Source organism: Enterobacter sichuanensis (assembly GCF_009036245.1).
Classification (GTDB): Bacteria; Pseudomonadota; Gammaproteobacteria; order Enterobacterales; family Enterobacteriaceae; genus Enterobacter; species Enterobacter sichuanensis.
This window is the reverse complement of record NZ_CP027986.1, coordinates 3139876-3164415: the sequence shown is the minus strand read 5'-3', so window position 1 is coordinate 3164415 and position 24540 is coordinate 3139876. Positions and strand designations below refer to the sequence as shown.

At 56.1% G+C, this 24540-nt stretch carries 23 protein-coding genes; 14 read left to right on the top strand and 9 right to left on the bottom strand.

The genetic code is table 11. The features are described from left to right. Positions 1-120: 120 nt before the first annotated feature. The 4 genes from galS to mglC all read left to right on the top strand — a co-directional run bounded on the left by galS (position 121) and on the right by mglC (position 5063). Positions 121-1143: an HTH-type transcriptional regulator GalS gene (galS, locus tag C1N69_RS15255; RefSeq protein WP_155031486.1), complete on the top strand. Its 1023-nt coding sequence runs from the start codon at positions 121-123 to the stop codon at positions 1141-1143. Between the two features lie 295 nt (positions 1144-1438). Then, complete coding sequence (gene mglB, locus C1N69_RS15250; RefSeq protein WP_008500923.1) at positions 1439-2437, top strand: galactose/glucose ABC transporter substrate-binding protein MglB; 999 nt, start codon at positions 1439-1441, stop codon at positions 2435-2437. Between the two features lie 79 nt (positions 2438-2516). Next, entirely contained in the window at positions 2517-4037 is a 1521-nt protein-coding gene (mglA, locus tag C1N69_RS15245) for a galactose/methyl galactoside ABC transporter ATP-binding protein MglA (protein ID WP_094919124.1), read from the top strand. Between the two features lie 15 nt (positions 4038-4052). Beyond that, complete coding sequence (gene mglC, locus C1N69_RS15240) at positions 4053-5063, top strand: galactose/methyl galactoside ABC transporter permease MglC (protein WP_045285165.1); 1011 nt, start codon at positions 4053-4055, stop codon at positions 5061-5063. A 49-nt stretch (positions 5064-5112) separates the two neighbouring features. Here mglC and C1N69_RS15235 read toward each other — a convergent pair whose 3' ends face one another. The 5 genes from C1N69_RS15235 to C1N69_RS15215 all read right to left on the bottom strand — a co-directional run bounded on the left by C1N69_RS15235 (position 5113) and on the right by C1N69_RS15215 (position 9570). Then, a complete protein-coding gene (locus tag C1N69_RS15235) occupies positions 5113-6501 on the bottom strand; it encodes a glutamine synthetase family protein (protein WP_104557469.1) in 1389 nt (462 codons plus the stop codon). Positions 6502-6621: 120 nt separating this feature from the next. Beyond that, on the bottom strand, positions 6622-7341 hold the full coding sequence (gene sanA, locus C1N69_RS15230) for an outer membrane permeability protein SanA (protein WP_014884561.1): 720 nt from the start codon (positions 7339-7341) through the stop codon (positions 6622-6624). A 127-nt stretch (positions 7342-7468) separates the two neighbouring features. Next, positions 7469-8353 carry a cytidine deaminase gene (cdd, locus tag C1N69_RS15225; protein WP_155031485.1) on the bottom strand — a complete coding sequence of 295 codons (885 nt, stop codon included), beginning with the start codon at positions 8351-8353 and terminating at the stop codon, positions 7469-7471. 129 nt (positions 8354-8482) lie between these two features. Further along, on the bottom strand, positions 8483-9178 hold the full coding sequence (locus C1N69_RS15220) for a CidB/LrgB family autolysis modulator (RefSeq protein ID WP_025756257.1): 696 nt from the start codon (positions 9176-9178) through the stop codon (positions 8483-8485). Next, positions 9175-9570: a CidA/LrgA family protein gene (locus C1N69_RS15215; protein ID WP_014884558.1), complete on the bottom strand. Its 396-nt coding sequence runs from the start codon at positions 9568-9570 to the stop codon at positions 9175-9177. The genes C1N69_RS15220 and C1N69_RS15215 overlap by 4 nt, the downstream gene beginning before the upstream one ends. A gap of 167 nt (positions 9571-9737) precedes the next feature. Here C1N69_RS15215 and dusC point away from each other — a divergent pair, with 167 nt between their 5' ends. The 3 genes from dusC to C1N69_RS15200 all read left to right on the top strand — a co-directional run bounded on the left by dusC (position 9738) and on the right by C1N69_RS15200 (position 13032). Continuing rightward, positions 9738-10670 (top strand): tRNA dihydrouridine(16) synthase DusC, encoded by a 933-nt coding sequence (dusC, locus tag C1N69_RS15210; RefSeq protein WP_025756256.1) that lies wholly within the window; start codon positions 9738-9740, stop codon positions 10668-10670. Positions 10671-10798: 128 nt separating this feature from the next. Further along, entirely contained in the window at positions 10799-12217 is a 1419-nt protein-coding gene (gene mdtQ, locus C1N69_RS15205; protein WP_155031484.1) for a multidrug resistance outer membrane protein MdtQ, read from the top strand. A 50-nt stretch (positions 12218-12267) separates the two neighbouring features. Then, positions 12268-13032 carry an SDR family oxidoreductase gene (locus C1N69_RS15200; protein ID WP_025756254.1) on the top strand — a complete coding sequence of 255 codons (765 nt, stop codon included), beginning with the start codon at positions 12268-12270 and terminating at the stop codon, positions 13030-13032. A gap of 52 nt (positions 13033-13084) precedes the next feature. Here C1N69_RS15200 and C1N69_RS15195 read toward each other — a convergent pair whose 3' ends face one another. Beyond that, positions 13085-13657, bottom strand: a complete 573-nt coding sequence (locus C1N69_RS15195; protein WP_095441372.1) for a DedA family protein — start codon at positions 13655-13657, stop codon at positions 13085-13087. A 157-nt stretch (positions 13658-13814) separates the two neighbouring features. Between C1N69_RS15195 and C1N69_RS15190 the strand changes: the two genes are divergently transcribed. Next, on the top strand, positions 13815-14402 hold the full coding sequence (locus C1N69_RS15190) for a Yip1 family protein (protein ID WP_013097942.1): 588 nt from the start codon (positions 13815-13817) through the stop codon (positions 14400-14402). Between the two features lie 167 nt (positions 14403-14569). After that, positions 14570-15493, top strand: coding sequence for a D-alanyl-D-alanine endopeptidase (gene pbpG / locus C1N69_RS15185; RefSeq protein ID WP_014884552.1), 924 nt, complete (start codon positions 14570-14572; stop codon positions 15491-15493). Positions 15494-15588: 95 nt separating this feature from the next. On the opposite strand, the gene C1N69_RS15180 is transcribed toward pbpG, so the two are convergent. Further along, positions 15589-16143, bottom strand: coding sequence for a GNAT family N-acetyltransferase (locus C1N69_RS15180; protein ID WP_047959095.1), 555 nt, complete (start codon positions 16141-16143; stop codon positions 15589-15591). Positions 16144-16255: 112 nt separating this feature from the next. Then, the gene (gene dld / locus C1N69_RS15175; RefSeq protein WP_155031483.1) at positions 16256-18004 is read right to left on the bottom strand and encodes a D-lactate dehydrogenase; all 1749 of its coding nucleotides are present in this window, start codon (positions 18002-18004) and stop codon (positions 16256-16258) included. 189 nt (positions 18005-18193) lie between these two features. Here dld and bglX point away from each other — a divergent pair, with 189 nt between their 5' ends. The 5 genes from bglX (at position 18194) to C1N69_RS15150 (ending at position 24389) form a co-directional block, all read left to right on the top strand. Beyond that, positions 18194-20491: a beta-glucosidase BglX gene (gene bglX, locus C1N69_RS15170; protein ID WP_047959093.1), complete on the top strand. Its 2298-nt coding sequence runs from the start codon at positions 18194-18196 to the stop codon at positions 20489-20491. A 146-nt stretch (positions 20492-20637) separates the two neighbouring features. Then, the gene (gene osmF, locus C1N69_RS15165) at positions 20638-21555 is read left to right on the top strand and encodes a glycine betaine ABC transporter substrate-binding protein OsmF (protein WP_025760006.1); all 918 of its coding nucleotides are present in this window, start codon (positions 20638-20640) and stop codon (positions 21553-21555) included. 12 nt (positions 21556-21567) lie between these two features. Then, complete coding sequence (locus C1N69_RS15160; RefSeq protein ID WP_045285174.1) at positions 21568-22725, top strand: ABC transporter permease; 1158 nt, start codon at positions 21568-21570, stop codon at positions 22723-22725. Beyond that, positions 22718-23668, top strand: a complete 951-nt coding sequence (locus tag C1N69_RS15155) for an ABC transporter ATP-binding protein (protein ID WP_045285175.1) — start codon at positions 22718-22720, stop codon at positions 23666-23668. The genes C1N69_RS15160 and C1N69_RS15155 overlap by 8 nt, the downstream gene beginning before the upstream one ends. After that, a complete protein-coding gene (locus C1N69_RS15150; protein WP_155031482.1) occupies positions 23652-24389 on the top strand; it encodes an ABC transporter permease in 738 nt (245 codons plus the stop codon). Before C1N69_RS15155 ends, C1N69_RS15150 begins: the two co-directional genes overlap by 17 nt. Here the strand turns inward: C1N69_RS15150 and C1N69_RS15145 are convergent. Beyond that, positions 24364-24477, bottom strand: a complete 114-nt coding sequence (locus C1N69_RS15145; RefSeq protein WP_010433613.1) for a protein YohO — start codon at positions 24475-24477, stop codon at positions 24364-24366. The genes C1N69_RS15150 and C1N69_RS15145 overlap by 26 nt on opposite strands. Between the last annotated feature and the right edge of the window lie 63 nt (positions 24478-24540).

The window sequence follows — 24540 nt, the reverse complement described above, 5'->3', positions numbered from 1 at the left end:
AGCGTTTTCATGAGTGTGAGCTTCTTCACGTAGTCCCCTTTCTCTCACTGCCAAAATAGCCACCTTGCTAAACACAGGGGGTGTCTGTGAGTTGCTGCAATCCTTTGAAGGATGGTGAATATGATCACCATTCGTGACGTCGCCCGTCAGGCGGGCGTTTCTGTGGCTACCGTCTCGCGTGTCCTGAACAACAGCGCGCTGGTCAGCCCTGAAACCCGTGAAACCGTAATGAAAGCCGTGACTCAGCTTGGGTACCGGCCAAATGCCAATGCCCAGGCGCTTGCGACGCAGGTCAGCGACACCATCGGCGTGGTGGTGATGGATGTATCGGACGCCTTTTTTGGTGCGCTGGTGAAAGCGGTCGATGTGGTCGCCCAGCAGCATCAGAAATATGTCCTGATCGGCAATAGCTATCATGAGGCGGAAAAAGAGCGCTATGCCATCGAAGTGCTGATCCGTCAGCGCTGCAACGCCCTGATTGTTCACTCTAAAGCCCTGAGCGACGAAGAATTAATCGGGTTTATGGATCAGATCCCGGGCATGGTGCTGATCAACCGCATCGTTCCGGGCTATGCCCACCGCTGCGTCGGGCTGGATAACGTCAGCGGCGCAATGATGGCCACCAAAATGCTTATCAACAACGGCCATCAGCGGATCGGTTATCTGGCCTCCAGCCACCAGATTGAAGATGACGAACTGCGGCGCGAGGGGTGGCAGAACGCCCTGAAAGAGCACGGCATTACGCCATCCGAGAGCTGGGTAGGAACCGGTACGCCGGATATGCAGGGCGGTGAGGCGGCAATGGTTGAGCTGCTGGGTCGCAATCTCCAGCTTTCAGCGGTGTTTGCCTATAACGACAGCATGGCGGCCGGGGCCCTGACGGCGCTGAAAGATAACGGTATTGCGGTGCCACAGCATTTGTCGCTCATTGGTTTTGACGATATCCCGATTGCCCGTTACACCGACCCGCAGCTGACAACGGTGCGTTACCCGATAGTCTCTATGGCGAAACTGGCGACTGAACTGGCGTTACAGGGGGCGGCAGGGCTGCTGGATCCGGGGGCAACACATTGTTTCATGCCGACTTTAGTACGTCGTCACTCCGTTGCGGCCCGGCAAATTGTGGTTCCGATCACTAACTGATTACATGGGGTGATGTAACCGTTTTCAATCTGTGAGTAAATTCACAGTATCTTAACAAGGCGCTGACTATGATGTCAGCGTTTTAGGGGCTGAAACGCTATGTAACAGTGATTATTCACTTTCACTATAGCCAACGTGCCGCAAACAACGAATAAAACGCATTTCTGGAGCGTTACCGAACACGGAAGATAGAAATTTTATAAGTGAACTTCGGCTGTCAGTAACGTTTTATTAACACCTGCCCGCCGATCGTTATTCACAAGAACTACCCTGCATAAAAAAAACCGGAGATACCATGAATAAGAAGGTGTTGACTCTGTCTGCTGTAATGGCAAGCATGCTTTTTGGTGCAGCAGCGCATGCTGCGGATACCCGTATTGGTGTGACCATCTATAAATACGACGACAACTTCATGTCTGTTGTGCGTAAAGCAATTGAGAAAGATGCTAAAGCAGCGCCAGACGTTCAGCTGCTGATGAATGACTCCCAGAACGACCAGTCCAAACAGAACGACCAGATCGACGTTCTGCTGGCGAAAGGCGTGAAAGCCCTGGCTATCAACCTGGTTGACCCGGCGGCAGCAGGCACGGTGATTGAAAAAGCGCGCGGCCAGAACGTGCCGATCGTCTTCTTCAACAAAGAACCTTCCCGTAAAGCGCTGGACAGCTACGACAAAGCGTATTACGTCGGTACCGACTCCAAAGAGTCCGGCATTATTCAGGGCGATCTGATCGCGAAACACTGGGCGGCAAACCCGAACTGGGACCTGAACAAAGACGGTCAGATTCAGTTCGTGCTGCTGAAAGGCGAACCCGGCCATCCGGATGCTGAAGCGCGTACCACCTACGTTATCAAAGAGCTGAACGACAAAGGTCTGAAAACCCAGCAGCTGGCGTTAGATACCGCGATGTGGGACACCGCTCAGGCGAAAGATAAGATGGACGCGTGGCTGTCCGGCCCTAACGCTAACAAAATTGAAGTGGTTATCGCCAACAACGATGCGATGGCAATGGGCGCGGTAGAAGCGCTGAAAGCCCACAATAAATCCTCCATCCCGGTATTCGGCGTGGATGCGCTGCCAGAAGCGCTGGCGCTGGTTAAATCCGGTGCGATGGCCGGTACCGTGCTGAACGATGCCAACAACCAGGCGAAAGCGACCTTCGATCTGGCGAAAAATCTGGCCGATGGCAAAGGTGCGGCAGACGGCACCAACTGGAAGATTGACAATAAAATCGTTCGCGTGCCTTACGTGGGCGTAGACCAGTCCAACCTGGCTGAGTTTATCGGTAAATAAGAGCATTAAATTGTCTTCACTGGGCGCAACCTGTTGCGCCCTTTTATAACGCGATATGCGAGGCCAACAAGGTATAATTATGGTCAGCACAACTACTCCGTCATCCGGTGAATACCTGTTGGAAATGAACGGCATCAACAAGTCATTTCCCGGCGTTAAGGCACTCGATAACGTTAATTTAAAAGTTCGTCCTCACTCTATTCATGCTTTAATGGGGGAGAACGGTGCGGGTAAATCAACATTATTAAAATGCCTTTTTGGGATCTATCAAAAAGATTCTGGCAGCATTCTTTTTCAGGGGAAAGAGATCGATTTCCATTCAGCGAAAGAAGCACTGGAAAACGGTATCTCGATGGTTCACCAGGAATTAAACCTGGTACTGCAGCGTTCAGTTATGGATAACATGTGGTTGGGACGTTATCCCACCAAAGGTGTTTTTGTCGATCAGGACAAAATGTATCGAGACACCAAAGCGATTTTCGATGAGCTGGATATTGATATCGATCCGCGCGCTCGCGTGGGAACATTATCCGTATCCCAGATGCAGATGATCGAAATTGCTAAAGCCTTCTCCTATGATGCGAAAATCGTCATCATGGACGAACCGACATCGTCACTGACGGAAAAAGAGGTTAATCACCTTTTTACCATTATCCGTAAGCTTAAAGAACGCGGCTGCGGCATTGTGTATATCTCCCACAAAATGGAAGAGATCTTCCAGCTGTGTGATGAGATAACCATTTTGCGCGACGGTCAGTGGATTGCCACGCAGCCGCTCGAAGGGCTGGACATGGACAAGATCATCGCCATGATGGTGGGCCGTTCCCTGAACCAGCGCTTCCCGGATAAAGAAAATAAACCGGGTGAAGTGATCCTCGAAGTCCGCAACCTGACTTCGCTGCGTCAGCCCTCTATCCGCGATGTCTCCTTCGACCTGCACAAGGGTGAAATCCTGGGCATTGCCGGTCTGGTGGGGGCAAAGCGTACCGACATCGTGGAAACCCTGTTTGGCATTCGTGAGAAAGCCGAAGGCACGATTACGCTGCACGGCAAAAAGATTAACAACCACAACGCCAACGAAGCCATTAATAATGGTTTTGCGCTGGTAACGGAAGAGCGTCGTTCGACCGGTATTTATGCGTATCTGGATATTAACTTTAACTCGTTAATTTCTAATATTCGCAATTATAAAAACAAAGTCGGGCTGCTGGATAACTCCCGCATGAAGAGCGATACCCAATGGGTTATTGACTCCATGCGCGTGAAAACGCCAGGGCACCGCACTCAGATCGGTTCGCTTTCGGGCGGTAACCAGCAGAAAGTCATTATCGGCCGCTGGTTATTAACCCAGCCAGAGATTCTGATGCTGGATGAGCCTACCCGCGGTATTGACGTCGGCGCGAAGTTTGAAATTTATCAACTGATTGCCGAGCTGGCGAAAAAGAATAAAGGGATCATTATTATTTCTTCCGAAATGCCGGAATTGTTAGGGATCACAGATCGTATTCTGGTTATGAGCAATGGTCTCGTTGCCGGTATTGTTGACACCAAAACGACAACGCAAAACGAAATTTTGCGTCTTGCGTCTTTGCACCTTTAAGATCAGGGGCTCCTCATGAGTGCGTTAAATAAAAAAAGTTTTCTCACTTACCTGAAAGAAGGCGGTATTTACGTTGTTCTTTTAGTACTGCTGGCCATCATCATTTTCCAGGACCCTACGTTCTTAAGCCTGTTGAACCTGAGTAACATCCTGACCCAGTCCTCCGTGCGTATTATCATTGCGCTGGGCGTAGCGGGCCTGATCGTCACCCAGGGGACAGACCTTTCTGCCGGTCGCCAGGTCGGCCTGGCGGCGGTTATCGCGGCAACCCTGCTGCAGTCGATGGAAAACGCCAACAAGGTCTTCCCGGAAATGGCCACCATGCCCATTTTCGTGGTGATCCTGATTGTCTGCGCCATCGGTGCGGTGATTGGTCTGATCAACGGTATTATCATCGCCTACCTGAACGTGACGCCATTTATCACCACGCTGGGTACGATGATCATCGTTTACGGTATCAACTCCCTGTACTACGACTTTGTCGGTGCGTCTCCTATTTCGGGCTTTGACAGCGGCTTCTCAAGCTTTACGCAAGGGTTTATCGCGCTGGGCAGCTTCCGCCTGTCGTATATCACCTTCTATGCCCTGATTGCGGTGGCCTTCGTCTGGATCCTGTGGAACAAAACGCGTTTTGGTAAAAACATCTTCGCTATCGGGGGTAACCCGGAAGCGGCGAAAGTCTCCGGCGTCAACGTTGCCCTGAACCTGCTCATCATCTATGCCCTGTCCGGGGTGTTCTACGCCTTCGGCGGGATGCTGGAAGCGGGCCGTATCGGCTCTGCAACCAACAACCTTGGCTTCATGTATGAGCTGGATGCGATCGCAGCCTGCGTGGTGGGCGGCGTCTCCTTCAGCGGTGGTGTGGGTACCGTACTCGGCGTGGTGACCGGTGTGATCATCTTCACCGTCATCAACTACGGTCTGACCTATATCGGCGTAAACCCGTACTGGCAGTACATCATCAAGGGCGCCATCATCATCTTCGCGGTCGCGCTGGATTCACTGAAATACGCGCGTAAGAAGTAAGCCTCATCCGTCTCCTCCGGCCCGCTCAACGAGCGGGCTTTTTTATGCCCTACGCCAGATTTGACTCCTCCCGGGTCACAATGCGCTCAAACCAGTCGAGTTCTGAGAGCTTGCAGGCAACCCACTGTTCAGAAAAGGCCTCACCCAGGCTGTCGGTGAGATACTGACAGCGGGCGAAGGTCTCAATCGCTTCCTGCTGAAACAGCGGCAGGTCGGGTTGGTCCTGCTGCGGTTCAGCCAACGCCTCCTCGTCGATATTTTCCAGCCCGTACAGCATGCCGGTCAGGAGGGTTGCAACCACCAGATAGGGATTGGCATCAGCTCCGGCCAGACGGTACTCAATGCGACGGTTGCTGTCATCCGAGCAGGGGATCCGCAGGGCGGCGGTACGGGTGTTATAACCCCAGGAGTGAAAGAGGGGCTCCGTCAGGTTTTTACGCAAACGACGAAACGCGTTGACGCCCGGCGCAAGAATGGCGACGGAGGCGGGCATCAGCGCCAGCTGGCCCGCGATACATAAACGCATCATGCTGTTAAGCGCATTCACCGGTGAGGCAAAGAGGTTGTTGCCGCGGCTGTCATTGAGGCTGAAGTGGACGTGAAAACCGCTGCCCGAGAGCTGGCTGAAAGGCTTGGCCATAAAGTTGGCCTGCAGGCCGTGTTTTTCCGCCGCGTATCGGGCCAGGCGGCGCAGCGCCAGCACGTTATCACAGACCTCAACAACGTGATGGCTATGCTTCAGGTTTAATTCGTACTGACCGGGCTCGGCTTCCGCCACGATCCCGGTGAGCGGAATGCGCTGAAGGTGTGCCAGCTGTTCCAGTTCGTCAAACAGCGCCGCGTGCGCGCTCGGGGTATCCATATGAAAGCAGCCCGGATTTTGCGAATCCTGTCGCCCCTGTTCCGTCAGGTAGAACTCGATTTCCGGGGCAATAACCGGGAAGAGCCCGTGCTGGTGGAAGCGGGAAAGTATAGTCTGCAGGATCACACGCGGCTCAAGCGGGCAGGGTTTCTCGTCGCTGTCTTTCATCGTCAGCAGGATCTGCGCGTTGTGCTGTGGATCGTGTGGACAGGGACGCAGGGAGCCGGCGACGGGGACGCAAAGGCGGTCGGGTTCATCAGGCAGCGAAGCGGCGATTTGTCCTTTCTGGTCCATCGAATAGACGGAGAGCGGAAAATAACAGCCGTTTTCCAGCGTCAGCATGCTCTCTACCGAGAGGCGTTTGCCGCGCATCGTGCCGTTGATATCATTCAGATAAACGTCAACGTGCTTCGTCTGCGGGTAGCGTTCCAGGTAATCGGCCACTTCCACGGCAATGTTGTGCTGCAGGGCATCAATTTTTTCATCAAGCCAGAGACCGGAATTCAGTGCGCCGGGGAGTGATAAACCGGGAAAGTTAAAATACGGGCGGAGACTTTTCAGGAAAAACGCATTCATTATCGAGTTCATAGTCATTCTTCAATGAAGCCGTAGCGGCAGTGAACTCAGCGTAAAAGAGCCGGCGTAAAGGCGGGATAAAAAGCGTCACGCCCGTCGTAAAGAAAGTATAAAGGCGGGCTATTTTTTCTCTTTTTTCTGCATATCAAGCAGTTGCTCTGGCGTCACCGCCGGGTAACCCTGAGCGTCTTCAGGCACTTCATGCATCGCCGGAATCGGCACCAGCGGGCCTAAGAAGCGCGGTTCGCGTTTGAAAATATAGAGGTCTGCCAGGGCGCCAAAGCGGGCACCAAATTCGCGAACGCGCACGCTGAGCATATCTTTTGGCGATGGCACCGCGTAGCACTGCGCCTGAATACCCATATGCAGGGCGATAAACAGCGCGCGCTCGCAGTGGAAGCGCTGGGTGATGATGATGAAGTCGTTGGTGTCGAAGACTTTGCGCGTGCGCACGATGGAGTCGAGGGTGCGGAACCCGGCGTAGTCGAGGACGATATCAGCAGGGTCCACCCCCGCGGCAATCAAATCCTTACGCATCGTCACCGGTTCGTTATAGCTTTGCAGGGCGTTATCCCCGCTTAACAGCAGGTAGTTCACTTTGCCGCTGTTGTAGGCGTTCAGCGCGCCCTGAATGCGGTAACGGTAATACTGGTTGATGACGCCGGTGCGGTAATACTTGGCGGTGCCGAGCACCACGCCCACCTGACGGTAAGGCAGGTCCTGCAGGTCATCAAAGATGTAAGGGGCGGTTTTCCAGCTCATCCAGCGGTCGAGACCAAGCACGATCAACAGCAGTATGCCGACCAGGACAGACAGGCTGTAAAACACGCGCTTTAACATGCAGATGGCTCGTACCGAAGATGAATTTAACTCAGGCTACTTTACCCGCCTGGTTAGCGCAAGAAACAGCGACTCAACTGAGGGGTTTTTCAGCAAACTGGCGGGCATTTCTGCCCGCCGGAAGGAATCAGGCAAGCAGTACGCGGTCAATCATCGTACAGCCCAGCGCCTTGAGCGTCGCGGCGGTGGCGTCCCACTGGATCAGCGGCGCATCGGCTCTCTCTGCCAGAATGGCGCGCTGAATGTCAGGATAGTCATAGCCGTTCAGGCTCAGCAGGTTGAGGGCACCCTGCAGTGGCGGTAGCGTTGGGTTAAACGCCGCGTTCTCCGCATAGCTGCCGCTAAAGATGCGCCCATCGCGGCACTGTAGCGCCACCCCGCTCGGGGACTTGCTGTACGGGGTATGGCTCTTGTTGGCAGCGCGAATGGCCGCCTGGGACAGGTCATCGCCGGACAGGGCGAAACCGTGGTCCTGCTCGTCCATCAGCAGCGTTTTGATCTCCAGATCTTTCGGGCCAAACGCGTCTGGCAGGTAATCCGCCAGCGTGTGCGGCGCGCGGCCCGGCAGGTTGATGCGCAGCTGCAGACCGCTGTTCAGCTCGTTCATGAACTGACGGCAGTGACCGCAAGGGGTGTAGTTCACGGTAATGGCGCTCAGTGCTTTTTCACCGCGCAGCCAGGCGTGGCTGATGGCGCTCTGCTCGGCGTGAACAGTTTGCTGCATGGTTGCGCCCAGAAACTCCATATTACCACCGAAGTACCAGGTACCGCTGACCCCGCGTGCAATGGCGCCGACGTTGAAGTGGGAAAGATCGGCCCGCGCGCAGGCGGCGGCCAGGGGCAGCAGTGCGAAAGCCAGCGCGTCTTCGTCCAGTCCCGTTGCCTGTTTCAGCATCGTGACCTGCTCCGCCGTCAACAGGGCGGGGAAGTGTGCATCTGCCAGAACGGGAGCCAGGGCTGACTGCAAATTCTCTGCAAGCTGGGCGAAAGCAGCTTGAAAACGTGGGTGCATGGCGTTTGCCTCATAAAGGTTAATGGATCGGTAGTTTACGGAGCCGTCAGGGCTTTATATGTGATCCACTTCTCATTATGTATGCAACTTATGAAATCAAAATGAAATTTGCGCGACGCATCGCAAATTTTAGCCCATCACCGCCAGAATCAGCGGGAAAATGAACGGGGCCAGCAGGGAGGTGATAATCCCGCAGATCACCAGCGCCAGGGAGCTAAACGCCCCTTCCTGATAATCCAGCTCCGCGCAGCGGGCGGTGCCCAGCGCATGCGAGGCGGTACCCATCGACAATCCCCGGGCAGCCTTCGTATGGATACGCATGGCGTTCAGCAGGGTATGACCAAATACCGCGCCAAGAATGCCAACGAAAATCACGCACATTGCGCTGATGGCCGGAATACCGCCGAGGCTGCCGCCGACCGCCATCGCGATAGGCGTGGTCACCGATTTCGGCAGGATAGACGCCGCAATCTGCGGGGAAGCCCCCATCAACAGCGCCACCGATGTCCCTGTAATCATCGCCACCAGGCTGCCGACAAAACAGATGGTGATGATGGATTTCCAGCGAGCGCGGATCTGGTGCAGCTGTTCATATAAAGGAAACGCCAGCGCGACAACGGCGGGCTGCAGCAGGTCGTTGAGGATTTTGCTGCCAGCAAAATAGCGTTCGTAAGGAATGCCGGTGAGCAGCAGGAACGGGATAATCACCACCATCGCCACCAGCAGCGGGTTCAGCAAGGGCATTTTGAAACGTGCGGCAAGTTTACGTGCGGCGAAGAACACCACCAGGGTTAACGGCAGCGACCACCAGATATTGGCTATCATTTTTTTGTTTTCTCCCCGATCACGTTGCGTTCACCATGCACCAGATGCGAACTCCAGCTCACCACCAGGAAAACCACCAGCGTACTGACCGCGCAGGAGACCACAATCGGGCCGAACTGGGCTTTGAGCAAATCAAAATACTGCATGACCCCGACGCCGATAGGCACGAAAAGCAGCGCCATATAGCGAATAAGGACAAAGCAGCCGGGGTTGACCCACTTTGCGGGCAAAATTTGCAACGCCAGCAAAACAAAGAGGATCAGCATACCGATAATGCTGCCGGGAATAGTAATGGGCAGCAGCGACGCGATGAAAATCCCGGCATACAGACAGGCGTAAATCAGGACGAATGCGCGCAGATATTGCCAGATAATGTTCAATGATTTACTCATGGTGATAGTCCTTGCTGAAACGCATTCATCATACAATTAAACCTGAAAATGTGCCACGGATCACATCATGAAATTTGAGCATACCAGACATTCCTGAATGGAACGTCGTGCTTTCCACATACCCGGAGAGCAGATACTATAGCGCGTCTTTTTTTACAGGTACTGCTATGCGTGTCTTACTGGCCCCAATGGAAGGCGTGCTCGACTCCCTCGTGCGCGAGCTTCTGACCGAGGTGAACGATTACGATCTCTGCGTGACGGAGTTTCTGCGCGTGGTCGATATGTTGTTGCCGGTAAAATCCTTCTTCCGCCTGTGCCCCGAGCTGCACAACAACAGCCGGACCTCTTCCGGCACGCTGGTGCGTATTCAACTGCTCGGTCAGTATCCGGAATGGCTGGCGGAAAACGCCGCCCGTGCGGTTGAACTGGGCTCTTACGGCGTGGATCTCAACTGCGGCTGCCCGTCGAAGCTGGTGAACGGCAGCGGCGGCGGAGCGACGTTGCTGAAAGATCCGGAGCTGATTTATCGCGGCGCGAAAGCAATGCGTGAGGCCGTGCCTTCGCATTTGCCGGTGACGGTTAAGGTGCGCCTGGGGTGGGACAGCGATGCCCGGCAATTTGAAATCGCCGATGCGGTGCAGCAGGCCGGGGCTACCGAGCTGGTGGTGCATGGCCGCACCAAAGAGGATGGCTATAAAGCCGAGCGCATTAACTGGCAGGCGATTGGTGAGATCCGCAAACGTCTCTCCATTCCGGTGATCGCCAACGGCGAAATCTGGGACTACGAGAGCGCGCAGGCCTGTCTGAACGCCACCGGCTGCGATGCGGTGATGATCGGCCGCGGGGCGCTGAATGTGCCCAACCTCAGCCGGGTGGTAAAATATAACGAGCCGCGTATGCCGTGGGCAGATGTCGTCACGCTGCTGCAAAAATACAGCCGTCTGGAAAAGCAGGGCGACACCGGTTTGTATCACGTGGCGCGAATTAAACAGTGGCTGAGTTATTTACGCAAAGAATATGATGAAGCGCTGGGGTTATTTCAGGAGATCCGGACATTACAGACTTCTGCTGATATTGCCCGGGTTATTCAGTCGAAGTAATTAATTCATTTGGTGAATAATTTTCTGTTTATGTAAATGTATAACAATTTACGCATTGCCACGCATTACTAAAAAAACAAATAACATCAAGCGTAATTTGCGCCTTTCTTTTTTGAGTCTATGGCGTAATGAAACGTTCTTTTATTTTATCTCTGAGTGCTCCCCTCGCGTTTGTACTGGTTGCCTGTGCGCCGGAACATGCCACGGTTTCCCCTCTCCAGGCCCGGACAGTAACGGCGTCGGTTAATACGATTTTGCATCATCAGGACTGGCCGAAAAATGAGTGGTGGAAGGCGTATAACGATCCCCAGCTTACCCGTCTTATTGCAAAAGCCTTGAACGATGCGCCGGATATGCAGATTGCCCGCCAGCGTATTACGCTTGCCGAAGCCCAGGCAAAAGCCACGCTGGCTGCCGACGGTCCGCAGATGGATTTTTCAGCGGATGCCGAACGTCAGAAAATGTCCGCCGAAGGGCTGATGGGGCCCTTCGCCATTACCGACCCGGCGGCAGGCACCACCGGGCCGTGGTACACCAATGGCACCTTTGGTCTGACCGCCGGCTGGGATCTCGACCTGTGGGGAAAAAACCGCGCGCAGGTGGAGGCCCGAATAGGCAAAGTCAATGCGCAAAAAGCGGAGCTTGAACAAACCCGTCAGCTGCTGGCCAGTAGCGTGGCGCGGCTTTACTGGGAGTGGCAAACCCAGGCCGCTGCGGCGGATGTTCTCGGGCAGATTAAACGCGAACAGGACAATATCATCGGGGCTGACCGCGAGCTGTATCTGCATGGGATTACCTCCTCCGTAGAGGGCGTCGAAACGGATATCAACGCCAGCAAAACCGAAGAGCAGATGGCTGAGGTGAGCGGGAAGATGAAAGCCATAGAGGCGCGTCTGGTCGCGCTAACCGATTCATCCACCTTGACACTTACGCGGCACGCCTTGCCAACGGTGGAGGCCTCGTTACCCTCGACGCTGGGATACGAACTGCTGGCACGCCGTCCGGATCTGCAGGAGGCGCACTGGTACATCGAAGCCTCCATGAGTGAGGTGGAGGCCGCCAGAGCGGCATTTTATCCTGACGTGAACCTGATGGCCTTCTTACAGCAGGATGCCCTCCACCTCAGCGATCTGTTCCGCGCTTCCGCGCAGCAGATGGGCGTGACCGCCGGGCTGACGCTGCCTATTTTCGACAGCGGCAGGCTGAACGCCAGCCTGGATATCGCGCAGGCGCAGAACAATCTCTCGGTGGCGAACTACAACAAAGCGGTGGTGGAGGCGGTTAATCAGGTGGCGCGCACGGCCAGTGACGTCGAAACGCTGACCGCGAAAAACCGTCATCAGCAACAGGTGGAAAAAGATGCGGCACGGGTGGTAGCGCTGGCGCAGGCGCGTTTTAGCGCGGGAATGATTGCCGGCTCCCGGGTCAGTGAAGCCAGAATCCCGGCGCTTAAAGAGCATCTCGCCGGATTAATGCTGAAAGGTCAGTACGTTGACGCCACGCTGCAGCTGACCTCAGCCCTGGGCGGTGGCTATCATCATGGCTAAAAAAGGCCATTATCTATACTTACCTCTTTGCTGTTTTTCAGGAGGTGAGTATGACCAGAGTAGCGATTGTTACCGCATCGGATTCCGGGATTGGTAAAACCACGGCGCTGATGCTGGCTGAGCGCGGGTTTGATATTGGTGTCACCTGGCACTCAGATGAAAACGGGGCGCTGGACACCTGCCGTGAAATCGAAGCGCAGGGCCAGCGTGCAGAGGCTATCCATCTTGATTTAAGTACTCTGCCGGACGGCGCTGAGGCGATAGAAACGCTGATTGCGCGTTTTGGTCGACTGGACGTGTTAGTCAATAATGCCGGGGCGATGGCCAAAGCGCCGTTTCTGGATATGCCGTTTGACGACTGGCGGAAAATTTTCACCGTCGATGTGGACGGCGCGTTTCTCTGCTCGCAGATAGCGGCACGTCAGATGGTGAAGCAGGGGGAAGGGGGGCGGATTGTGAATATCACCTCGGTCCATGAGCACACGCCGCTGCCGGAGGCCAGCGCCTATACCGCAGCAAAACATGCGCTGGGCGGGTTAACGAAGTCCATGGCGCTGGAGCTGGTTAAGCATAACATTCTGGTGAATGCCGTCGCGCCGGGGGCGATTGCCACACCTATGAATGACATGGATGACAGCACGGTGAAAGAAGGTTCATTGCCGGAAATCCCCCTGGCAAGACCGGGGTATACCAAAGAGATCGCAAGCCTCGTGGCGTGGCTGTGCGATGGCGACGCCAGCTATACCACCGGACAATCGTTTATTGTCGACGGAGGATTTATGCTGGCGAATCCGCAGTTTAAGCCGGAGGGGTAGGTTTCCCCTCACCCTAACCCTCTCCCAAAGGGAGAGGGAACTAAAAACGCCCTCACTCCTCCTCCCGCCTCTTTTCCCGATGCTTCAGCCACAGCCTGACCCCAATCACCGCCCCGACCACCAGAATCAACCACGCCCAGTGCTTCAGGTGCTGGTCGAGATTATGCAGCCACGGGCCAATCACTTCGCCACCCACGTAACCGAGCGTGGTAAAAATCAGCGCCCAGGCAACAGCGCCAACAATATTGAGCGGCAGGAAAATTTTAGGCGGCAGGCGGCTGGCCCCAATCAATATCGGCCCTATGATTCGAAAGCCGTACATAAAGCGGGTGCCAATCACAAACAGGTAAGGGTGGCGCTGGATCAGCCGTTGCGCTCTGCGGATCTTCTTTTGATGCTTAGCAAAACGTTGCAGCAACGCAGGCCCGAAACGCAGTCCCAGAAAATAGAGCAGCTGATCGCCAATCATGCCGCCCAGCGCGACGGCGGCAACCACCAGCGGGAATTTTAGCAGCCCCTGATGTGCAGCGACGCCGCCTAACAGCGTGATAGTTTCACCTTCTGCCACGCTCCCGACCACCAGCGCGGCGTATCCGTATTGTTCAATTAATCCGTTGATATCCATTACGTCAATATCATCTCCCTTAGCATGCCTCGCTTAATCATATACCCCATGAATCAACAGCGGGGAAATCAACGGAAATTTCCCACTGTACATAAAATAATCTAAAGCCTGCATTATACTTAAGGTATCGATGACGGGCCGACAACAAGGGGGCGCTATGAACCATGTCTGGGGACTTTTCTCCCATCCCGATCGTGAAATGCATGTCATTAAAAGTGAGAACGAAACGGTCTCGCATCATTACACGCACCATGTACTGCTGATGGCTGCGGTGCCGGTAATATGCGCTTTTATTGGAACAACACAAATCGGCTGGAACTTCGGGGACGGCACCGTGGTTCAGCTCTCCTGGTTTACCGGGCTTTATCTGGCCATTCTCTTCTATGGCCTGATGCTGGCGGGTGTGGCGGTGATGGGGCGCGTTATACACTGGATGGCGCGTAACTACCCGCAACGTCCATCGCTGGCGCACTGTATGGTCTTCGCCGGATATGTCGCGACCCCGCTGTTCTTAAGCGGTATTGTTGCGCTCTATCCACTGGTCTGGTTGTGCGCGCTGATCGGTACCATTGCCCTCTTTTACACCGGTTATCTGCTGTATCTGGGGGTCCCAACCTTCCTCAATATCAATAAAGAAGAGGGCCTGAGCTTCTCCAGTTCAACGCTCGCCATCGGCGTACTGGTCCTGGAGGCGCTACTGGCGCTGACGGTTATTCTTTGGGGTTATGGATACCGTCTCTTCTGAGTTCACTGCATTGCTGGCGTAAATGCCAGCAATGCAGCATCTGTTCACGATTATCCGCTGGCGACAACGCCCGGTGACCGCTATGATGCCGAAGCCAGCCTGTGTTTCTCCGTTGACACAGGCGGTGTACGTCATTACGTGCGTGAATAATTATCAGAAGTCTCACCATGCTGAAATTCCGAGTCTCTTTACTTAGCCTGGCGCTGTTGCTGGGCGCGTCCGCTGCCGTGCCAGCCGTCGCCAAAACGCCCGCGGTGACCACCGCTGCTGCCCAGCCGCAAATTGCCTCCGGCAGCGCGATGATTGTTGATCTCAACACCAATAAGGTGATTTACGCCAGCCATCCGGACCTGGTACGCCCGATCGCCTCGATTACCAAATTAATGACCGCGATGGTGGTGCTTGATGCCCATCTGCCGCTGGACGAAAAGCTGAAAGTGGATATCAGCCACACGCCGGAGATGAAAGGGATCTACTCTCGCGTGCGTCTGAACAGTGAAATCAGCCGGAAAAATATGCTGCTGCTGGCGCTGATGTCGTCTGAAAACCGTGCGGCGGCGAGCCTTGCGCATCACTATCCTGGCGGCTATGACGCGTTTATCCGCGCGATGAACGCCAAGGCCAAAGCGCTGGGAATGAACAATACGCATTATGTTGAACCGACGGGTCTGTCGATCAACAACGTCTCCACGGCGCGCGATCTGACGAAACTGCTGATTGCCAGCAAACAGTACCCGCTGATTGGACAGCTTAGTACCACCCGTGAAGAGATGGCGACCTTTGCAAACCCGGCCTATACGCTGCCGTTCCGCAACACTAACCATCTGGTTTATCGGGATAACTGGAATATTCAGTTAACGAAAACCGGTTTTACCAACGCGGCAGGGCACTGTCTGGTGATGCGCACGGTGTTTAACGGTAAGCCTGTGGCGCTGGTGGTGATGGATGCCTTCGGCAAATATACCCACTTCGCCGACGCGAGCCGTCTGCGCACCTGGATTGAAACGGGAAAAGTTCAGCCTGTGCCGGCTGCGGCATTGACGTATAAAAAGCAGAAAGCGGAACAGATGGCGACGGCGCAAAACGACTGAGCCGCCTCTGCGCGCTGATGCCCTCACCCCGACCCTCTCCCACAGGGAGAGGGAGAAAACACTAAAAAACGGTAACCCAGGTTACCGTTTTGCTTTTACTCTGGCAGCGTCCAGTCCCCGTCGTTGAGCGGGCGCTGCATAATCACCGTATCCCGCCAGTCGCCTTTCTTGTATCCCACGCTGCGCAGCTGTCCGACAATCTCGAAGCCATGCTTTTTATGCAGGCGCAATGAGCCGGCATTATTATTGCCGTCTCCCACCACGGCAATCATCTGCCGCCACGGGCCTTGCTCACAGCGTGCGATCAACGCAGACATTAATGCCGAGCCAAAACCGCGCCCGGTGATGCTGGCGTCCACATAAATCGACTCTTCCAGGGTATAGCGGTAAGCGTGTCGCGGTCGGTAAGGGGTGGCGTAGCAATAGCCGACCACAATGCCGCGATACAGCGCGATTAACCACGGTAACCCGTTCTCAGCCACGCTTTTCATGCGATGACGCATTTCATCGATGGTGGGGGGAACTTCTTCAAAGGATGCGCGCCCGTGAAGCACATGCCAGGCATAGATGGCGGCGATGGCATGCACATCATCGGGAAGGGCGTCGCGCACTTCCAGTTCGGTCTCGGATAAAACATCAACAGCCGACATGATGTGCCTGCTCCTCGTGATAGATAGCCGGAGAAACGTTTCTCCGGCGACAGACAGTTACTCTATTACGATTAAGTAGCGCTTAACAATCTCTCAAATTTGGCTGTATGAATTAATCAGACGCTTGCGTTATGCGCTGCTCCGCGTCTGCGCTCTCTTGCCAGTATTTCTTCCGCGTTGTTTTACCGATGCCGGGATTCATGCTGTTTGTAGGGTCATTCTCGCGATAAAACTGCTTAAGTGCGTCCGGGGCTTTATAAAGATGCCCGACGTTGTGTTCCGCAGGATATTGTGCGCCGCGTTCACGCAACAGGGCGAGCATCTGCTCCTTCAGCGCGTGCGCGTCGACGCCTTTTTTGACAATGTAGTCCTGATGGAAGACATAACACATAAAGTGGCCGTAATAGAGTTTGTGCACCAGCTTACTGTCAATTTCCGGCGGCAGGTGTTCAAACCACTCGGTGTCATTACGGCGCAGAGCGATATCCAGCGCCAGAATATCTTCCACCTCTTCGGAATGTACCGCCTGATAACGGATGGCGGCACCTGCGGCGGCAAAACGGTGCAGGAACGCTTTGCTGCCCTCTTCAGGCGTACAGGCAAAGAAATCCCCCTCGGCGGTTTTAAAGAATTCGCTCAGCCAGGACTGCGCTTCGGCAATCCCGTCCCCGGCCATTTTTAACAGCAGATGATGCTCGTACTTGTCGCGCCAGGTTTTCATCCGCTCCGGTAAATGTGCCGGGAAAACATTGCCCAGTTTCTGCATAAAGCGGTCGGTGAAGTGTGGTTTAAACAGGGGCACTTTCTCCAGCATCGCGTCGGTGCGGCCCTTCATGGTGAAGAAGAACGGCATTTTGTCGGTGCCGAGCTTGTCGATCATCAGAAACGTATCTTTGCCGTAACGCTCGGCGATGTCGTAAATGTCCCGGTGCATATACTCGCCCGCCACCGGCAGGTGCGTGAATTCGCCCAGAATGTGGCGGCGGATCGCCGTCAGCACATCCGGCTGATTGGTCCCGATGTAAAACACCTGCTGCTTTTTCTCGGCCGGGAAGGTGTCGAGACGCACCGCGAACACCGCCAGCTTGCCCGCGCAGCCGGAGGATTCAAACAGGCGATCCGGGTCGGCGTTGTAGCGCGCCGGCGTATCGGCATTGATATCCCGCACGCGGGTCACATAGTCGTGATCGTGTGCATGACGGCCGTCGTGCTGAACGTCTTCATCCTTCACGCGATCGTCGTCGAGCTTGCTGAGGATCTGCTCCGGCGTGACGCCAAGATCGATACCCAGATGGTTAACCAGCGTCAGCTTGCCGTTTTCATCGATACGGGCAAACAGGGACATCTCGGTATAGGCGGGGCCGCGTTGCACCAGCGAGCCGCCGGAGTTATTGCAGATCCCACCGACCACCGAAGCGCCAATACAGGAGGAGCCGATCACCGAGTGTGGTTCGCGGCCCAGCGGCTTAAGCGCTTTTTCGAGGGAGTAGAGCGTCGTGCCGGGGAACGCGAGCACCTGCCCGCCTTTATCCAGCAGGTGCAGTTTGTCGAGGCGCAGGGTGCTGATGATCACGATGTCACGGTCGTAATCGTTGCCGTTCGGCGTTGAACCTTCAGTCAGGCCGGTGTTGGCCGCCTGCATTAAAATAATCTTGTCGGCGGCGACGCAGGCGCTCAACACGCGCCACAGCTCCAGCAGCGTGCCGGGGAAAACCACCGCCAGCGCCTCGCCCTGGCCGGAGCGGAAGCCCTTGCGGTAGCGGGCGGTTTTCGCCGGGTCGGTAAGCAGGTGAGAGGAGCCAACCAGGCGCGACAGTTCGTTAATAAAAGCCGTGTTATCGTTTGTTCGAACAGAAGACATCTTCCACTCCTTGTGGTGGGGCAAATTTCTCGCTGTAAAGCATAGCGCGATTAACTGTTAAGCGGTCGAGTATTCACGAGAAAAATCAGAGAATAACCCTGCAACGTTCAGAGGGTTTGTGGCACACTGCGCTTTTCGCACGGTATGGCCGAGATCGTCCGGCGGTTATTGATGAGAGAGTAAAACGACATGAAATGGCTATGTTCTGTAGGTGTCGCCGTCAGCCTGGCGCTGCAACCTGCGCTGGCAGAGGATTTGTTTGGTAACCATCCGCTCACGCCTGAAGCCCGGGACGCGTTTGTCACGGAATTGCTCAAGAAAATGACGGTCGATGAAAAGATCGGCCAGCTGCGTCTGATCAGCGTCGGTCCGGATAACCCAAAAGAGGCGATCCGCGAAATGATCAAAGACGGGCAGGTTGGCGCCATCTTTAATACCGTTACCCGTCAGGATATCCGCAAGATGCAGGATCAGGTGATGGATCTCAGCCGCCTGAAAATTCCACTGTTCTTCGCCTATGACGTGGTACACGGCCAGCGTACCGTCTTTCCCATCAGCCTTGGCTTAGCCTCCTCGTTTAACCTCGACGCGGTGAAAACCGTAGGGCGCGTATCGGCTTATGAAGCCGCGGACGACGGCCTGAACATGACCTGGGCACCGATGGTGGATGTCTCGCGCGATCCGCGCTGGGGTCGCGGCTCGGAAGGCTTCGGTGAAGATACGTATTTAACTGCCACAATGGGCAAAACCATGGTGGAAGCGATGCAGGGCAAGAGCCCGGCGGATCGCTACTCGGTGATGACCAGCGTCAAGCACTTCGCGGCCTATGGCGCAGTGGAAGGCGGTAAAGAGTACAACACCGTCGACATGAGCCCGCAGCGCCTGTTTAACGACTACATGCCGCCGTACAAGGCAGGGCTCGATGCGGGGAGCGGCGCGGTGATGGTGGCGCTGAACTCACTCAACGGCACGCCAGCGACGTCTGATTCCTGGCTACTGAAAGACGTGCTGCGCGACCAGTGGGGCTTCAAGGGCATCACGGTGTCTGACCACGGCGCGATTAAGGAGCTTATCAAACACGGCACCGCCTCCGACCCGGAAGATGCGGTGCGCGTGGCGCTCAAGTCCGGTATCAACATGAGCATGAGTGACGAGTACTACAGCAAATACCTGCCGGGTCTGGTGAAGAGCGGCAAAGTCACGATGGCGGAGCTGGACGATGCCACGCGTCACGTGCTGAATGTGAAATACGATATGGGGCTGTTTAACGATCCTTACAGTCACCTCGGGCCGAAAGATTCTGATCCTGTGGACACTAACGCCGAAAGCCGTCTGCACCGCAAAGAAGCGCGTGACGTGGCGCGCGAAAGCCTGGTGCTGCTGAAAAATCGCCTCGACACGCTGCCGCTGAAAAAATCCGGCACCATTGCCGTGGTAGGCCCGCTGGCCGACAGCAAGCGCGACGTCATGGGCAGCTGGTCTGCCGCTGGCGTGGCCGACCAGTCCGTGACCGTGCTGACCGGGATTAAGAGCGCCGTGGGTGATAACGCGAAAGTGCTGTATGCCAAAGGTGCCAACGTCACCAACGATAAAGACATCGTGACCTTCCTCAACCAGTATGAGGAAGCGGTGAAGGTCGATCCGCGCACGCCGAAGGAGATGATTGACGAGGCGGTGAATACCGCGAAGCAGTCTGACGTTGTTGTTGCGGTCGTGGGCGAAGCGCAGGGGATGGCGCATGAAGCCTCCAGCCGAACGGACATCACCATCCCGCAGAGCCAGCGTGATCTGATCGCCGCCCTGAAAGCCACCGGCAAGCCGCTGGTGCTGGTGCTGATGAATGGTCGTCCGCTGGCGCTGGTGAAAGAGGACCAGCAGGCTGACGCCATTCTGGAAACCTGGTTCGCTGGTACCGAAGGCGGTAACGCCATCGCCGACGTGCTGTTTGGCGATTACAACCCGTCGGGCAAGCTGCCGATGTCCTTCCCGCGCTCTGTCGGGCAGATCCCGGTTTACTACAGCCACCTGAACACCGGCCGTCCTTACAATGCCGACAAACCGAACAAGTACACCTCCCGTTACTTCGACGAAGCTAACGGCCCGCTGTATCCGTTTGGTTACGGTCTGAGCTACACCACCTTCAAGGTCTCTGACGTGAAAATGTCGGCGCCAACCCTGAAGCGTGACGGCAAGGTCACCGCCAGCGTTGACGTGACCAACACCGGCAAGCGCGAAGGGGCGACGGTGATCCAGATGTACGTTCAGGATGTCACGGCCTCCATGAGCCGTCCGGTGAAACAGCTGCGCGGCTTCGAGAAGGTCACTCTGAAACCTGGCGAAACCAAAACCATCAGCTTCCCGATTGACGTGGACGCGCTGAAGTTCTGGAACCAGCAGATGAAATACGATGCGGAACCGGGCAAGTTTAATGTCTTTATCGGCGTGGATTCCGCCCGCGTAAACCAGGGCGAATTCGAGCTGCTGTAACCTTTCCTGCCTTTGCATCCCCCGACTTCCGGGGGATGCGTCTTACCTTATGCTAAAAAGGCATTTTGCCGGGTAAATCCGCCGTTTTAAGCTACGCTTTTCTCTCAAGCCTCTGAAAAAGGCGATAAAAAAATGAGGACAGCGGAATGACGATTAAAACGGGGATGGTAGCTTCTGTGGCGCTACTCGCAGCGCTAAGCCTGCCGCTACAGGCGGCGGAGCCGGTAAAAGTGGGCTCAAAGATCGATACCGAAGGCGCGCTGCTTGGCAATATTATTCTGCAGGTGCTGGAAAGCCACGGCGTGAAAACTGTCAATAAAGTCCAGCTCGGTACCACGCCCGTCGTACGCGGCGCGATTACCTCCGGCGAACTGGATATCTACCCGGAATACACCGGCAACGGGGCATTCTTCTTCAAAGATGAAAACGATCCGGCATGGAAAAACGCCAGCGCCGGGTATGAAAAAGTCAAAAAACTCGACGCGGAACAGAACAAACTGGTCTGGCTGACGCCAGCCCCGGCTAACAATACCTGGACTATCGCCGTGCGTAAGGACGTGGCGGAGAAAGGTAAACTGACCACGCTTGCGGATCTCAGCCGCTACCTGAAAGAGAAGGGCGACTTTAAGCTGGCGGCGTCCGCGGAGTTTATCGAGCGGCCTGACGCGCTGCCCGCGTTTGAAAAAGCCTATAACTTCAAGCTTGACCAGGCGCAGCTGCTCTCGCTGGCGGGCGGCGATACCGCGGTGACCATCAAAGCTGCGGCGCAGCAAACCTCCGGCGTTAACGCCGCAATGGCTTACGGCACCGACGGCCCGGTCGCGGCGCTCGGCCTGCAAACCCTGACCGATCCAAAAGGCGTTCAGCCGATTTACGCCCCAACTCCGGTGGTGCGCGAGGCGGTGCTGAAAGCGTACCCGGACATTGCAGAATGGCTCAAACCGGTCTTCGAAAAGCTGGATGAAAAAACGCTGCAGCAGCTGAATGCCAGCATTGCCGTCGAGGGGCTGGATGCCAAAAAAGTGGCCGCCGACTTCCTGAAACAACAAGGGCTTGTGAAGTAACGGGAAAGGGCTGTGCCGATAAAATGTCATAACCGCGTACTGCTGCTGTTGGCCTGCGTGGCCATCGCGGCAGTCGCACTACCGTTTGTGAATGTTGCCCCTAACCGCCTGATGTCGGGAGAAGGAAAAGCGCTCTGGCAAATCTGGTCGTTCACGCCGTGGTGTCTGGCGTCGGCGCTCGGCGCGTGGGTGATCCTTTCTCTCTGGCAGGGGCGCACGGCGCAGTGGCTGACGCTGCTCCTCGCTGAAGGGCTGTTTATCATCCTGTTCTGGGGAGCCGGGCTGGCGGCAACGCATATGACGTCGGCGGAAAGTCCGCTGGCGAGAACCACGGTGGGCAGCGGCCTCTGGCTCTGGCTGGCGCTGTGTCTGCTGGCCTGCAGCGACGCCATTCGTCGACTCATCGCAAGTAGCGTCTGGCGCTGGGTACTTAATGCGCAGATATGGTGTATTCCCTTATTTCTGCTTTTCAGCGGTGAGCTGAACAACCTTTCGCTGTTAAAAGAGTACGCTAACCGACAGGAGGTGTTTGATGATGCCCTGGCACAACATCTGACCCTTCTTTTCGGCACGCTCTTTCCGGCGCTCCTGCTCGGGATACCCCTGGGCATGTGGTGCTATCGCCATCCTTCACGTCAGGGCGGTATTTTTGCCGTGCTTAACGTTATCCAGACCATCCCTTCCGTCGCGCTGTTTGGTCTGCTGATTGCCCCGCTGGCCGGGCTGGTGAAGTCGTTTCCCGCGCTGGGAACGCTGGGCATCGCCGGAACGGGGTTAACGCCTGCCCTGATTGCGCTGGTGCTGTATGCGCTGTTGCCACTGGTGCGCGGTGTGGTCGCGGGCTTAAGCCAGGTCGCCCCGGATGTGCTGGAAAGCGCCCATGCGATGGGGATGAGCGCGCGGCAGTGTTTCTGGAAGATCCAGCTGCCGCTGGCGCTGCCCCTGCTGCTGCGCAGTCTGCGGGTGGTGGCGGTACAAACCGTTGGTATGGCGGTCATCGCGGCGCTGATTGGCGCGGGGGGATTTGGTGCGCTGGTCTTCCAGGGGCTGCTGAGCAGTGCTCTGGATCTGGTGCTGTTGGGTGTGGTACCCACGATTGCGCTGGCGGTTGTTGTCGACGCCCTGTTTGCCTTATGGCTCGCGCTGCTCGGGAGAAGAGCCAATGATTGAATTTCTTGATGTCAGTAAAACCTTTGCCGGCCGCCCGGCCGCGAGCCATCTGAACCTGAATTTTGCCGAGGGGGCGTTTTCGGTGCTGATTGGCACCTCCGGGTCGGGAAAATCCACCACGCTGAAGATGATCAACCGGCTGGTTGAGCATGACAGCGGGATGATCCGCTTTGCCGGGGAAGAGATCCGCAGCCTGCCGGTGCTGGAGCTGCGTCGCCGGATGGGCTACGCCATTCAGTCTATCGGCCTGTTTCCGCACTGGACGGTGGCGCAGAATATTGCCACCGTGCTACAGCTGGAGAAATGGTCGCGGGCTAACATCGCCGACCGGGTTGATGAACTGATGGCGCTGCTGGGGCTGGAGCCCGCGCTGCGTGACCGCTATCCGCATCAGTTATCCGGGGGCCAGCAGCAGCGCGTGGGTGTGGCGCGCGCGCTGGCGGCCAATCCGCAGGTACTGCTGATGGATGAACCCTTTGGCGCGCTGGATCCGGTGACGCGCGGGGCGCTGCAGGCAGAGATGACCCGCATTCACCGTATTCTCGGACGCACGATCGTGCTTGTGACGCACGACATTGATGAAGCCCTGCGCCTGGCTGACCATCTGGTGCTGATGGATCATGGCGAGGTGGTGCAGCAGGGCTCGCCGCTTGAGCTATTAACATGGCCGAAGAACGATTTTGTGCGCGAATTTTTTGGCCGCAGCGAGTTGGGTGTCAGGCTGCTCTCCCTGCGGACGGTCAGTGACTATATGCGTCGGGAAGAGATGCCGGTGAGCGGCGAGCCATTACAGGAGCAGATGAGCCTGAGGGATGCCCTCTCCGCGTTTGTCGCGCGCCAGTGCGAGGTATTACCCGTTTCGGATGCACGGGGGGCGCCATGCGGTACCTTACATTTTCGCGATCTGCTGGCAGGGGAGGTGGCGCGTGAAGGCTCTGCGTGATCCGCTCCTCTGGCTGGTAGCGCTTTTTGTCGCCTTATTGTTTCTGATGCCCCACAGCGCGGCGCTGTTTAGTACGCTGTTCCCCGGGCTGCCGCGGCCGGTGTATCAGCAGGAGAGCTTTGTTAATCTCGCCCTGGCGCATCTCTGGCTGGTGGCACTCTCAAGCGCCATTGCGGTGGTGCTGGGCACCGGTGCCGGTATCGCGGTGACACGGCCTGCGGGTCGGGAGTTTCGTCCGCTGGTGGAGACCATTGCGGCCATAGGACAGACGTTTCCCCCGGTGGCGGTGCTGGCGATAGCGGTCCCGGTGATGGGCTTTGGGCAGCAGCCTGCCATCATTGCGCTGATTCTGTATGGCGTATTGCCGGTGCTGCAGGGCACGCTGGCGGGCCTTGCGGCAGTACCTGCGTCCGTACTGAGCGTGGCGGAAGGAATGGGGATGAGTCGCGGCCAGCGGCTGCGCAAGGTTGAGCTGCCGCTTGCGGCACCGGTTATCATTGCCGGGATCCGCACGTCGGTGATCGTTAACATCGGGACGGCGACCATCGCCTCTACGGTCGGTGCCAGTACGTTGGGAACGCCAATTATTATCGGCTTAAGCGGGTTTAATACGGCCTATATTGTGCAGGGGGCGGTGCTGGTCGCGCTGGTGGCAATCGTCGTCGATCGCATTTTTGAGCGACTGGCGCAGTACCTCAGCCGACACCGCCACGAACGATAAACGAGTACCCTGCCAGCATCACGCCGCCGATGCCGCTTACAGCCATCAGGACAAAAAGGGTAATAACGGCCAGTTTGGTTGCCTTCATCATCTGCTCCTGTTGTTAACGGAACAATTATACGGTGAAGCGCTGCTGTTAATGAACCATTAA

Excerpts from the sequence above, each read along its gene's own strand:
- galS (WP_155031486.1), top strand. The coding sequence starts at position 121 with ATGATCACCATTCGTGACGTCGCCCGTCAGGCGGGCGTTTCTGTGGCT.
- mglB (WP_008500923.1), top strand. The coding sequence starts at position 1,439 with ATGAATAAGAAGGTGTTGACTCTGTCTGCTGTAATGGCAAGCATGCTT.
- mglA (WP_094919124.1), top strand. The coding sequence starts at position 2,517 with ATGGTCAGCACAACTACTCCGTCATCCGGTGAATACCTGTTGGAAATG.
- mglC (WP_045285165.1), top strand. The coding sequence starts at position 4,053 with ATGAGTGCGTTAAATAAAAAAAGTTTTCTCACTTACCTGAAAGAAGGC.
- C1N69_RS15235 (WP_104557469.1), bottom strand. The coding sequence starts at position 6,501 with ATGAATGCGTTTTTCCTGAAAAGTCTCCGCCCGTATTTTAACTTTCCC.
- sanA (WP_014884561.1), bottom strand. The coding sequence starts at position 7,341 with ATGTTAAAGCGCGTGTTTTACAGCCTGTCTGTCCTGGTCGGCATACTG.
- cdd (WP_155031485.1), bottom strand. The coding sequence starts at position 8,353 with ATGCACCCACGTTTTCAAGCTGCTTTCGCCCAGCTTGCAGAGAATTTG.
- C1N69_RS15220 (WP_025756257.1), bottom strand. The coding sequence starts at position 9,178 with ATGATAGCCAATATCTGGTGGTCGCTGCCGTTAACCCTGGTGGTGTTC.
- C1N69_RS15215 (WP_014884558.1), bottom strand. The coding sequence starts at position 9,570 with ATGAGTAAATCATTGAACATTATCTGGCAATATCTGCGCGCATTCGTC.
- dusC (WP_025756256.1), top strand. The coding sequence starts at position 9,738 with ATGCGTGTCTTACTGGCCCCAATGGAAGGCGTGCTCGACTCCCTCGTG.
- mdtQ (WP_155031484.1), top strand. The coding sequence starts at position 10,799 with ATGAAACGTTCTTTTATTTTATCTCTGAGTGCTCCCCTCGCGTTTGTA.
- C1N69_RS15200 (WP_025756254.1), top strand. The coding sequence starts at position 12,268 with ATGACCAGAGTAGCGATTGTTACCGCATCGGATTCCGGGATTGGTAAA.
- C1N69_RS15195 (WP_095441372.1), bottom strand. The coding sequence starts at position 13,657 with ATGGATATCAACGGATTAATTGAACAATACGGATACGCCGCGCTGGTG.
- C1N69_RS15190 (WP_013097942.1), top strand. The coding sequence starts at position 13,815 with ATGAACCATGTCTGGGGACTTTTCTCCCATCCCGATCGTGAAATGCAT.
- pbpG (WP_014884552.1), top strand. The coding sequence starts at position 14,570 with ATGCTGAAATTCCGAGTCTCTTTACTTAGCCTGGCGCTGTTGCTGGGC.
- C1N69_RS15180 (WP_047959095.1), bottom strand. The coding sequence starts at position 16,143 with ATGTCGGCTGTTGATGTTTTATCCGAGACCGAACTGGAAGTGCGCGAC.
- dld (WP_155031483.1), bottom strand. The coding sequence starts at position 18,004 with ATGTCTTCTGTTCGAACAAACGATAACACGGCTTTTATTAACGAACTG.
- bglX (WP_047959093.1), top strand. The coding sequence starts at position 18,194 with ATGAAATGGCTATGTTCTGTAGGTGTCGCCGTCAGCCTGGCGCTGCAA.
- osmF (WP_025760006.1), top strand. The coding sequence starts at position 20,638 with ATGACGATTAAAACGGGGATGGTAGCTTCTGTGGCGCTACTCGCAGCG.
- C1N69_RS15155 (WP_045285175.1), top strand. The coding sequence starts at position 22,718 with ATGATTGAATTTCTTGATGTCAGTAAAACCTTTGCCGGCCGCCCGGCC.
- C1N69_RS15145 (WP_010433613.1), bottom strand. The coding sequence starts at position 24,477 with ATGAAGGCAACCAAACTGGCCGTTATTACCCTTTTTGTCCTGATGGCT.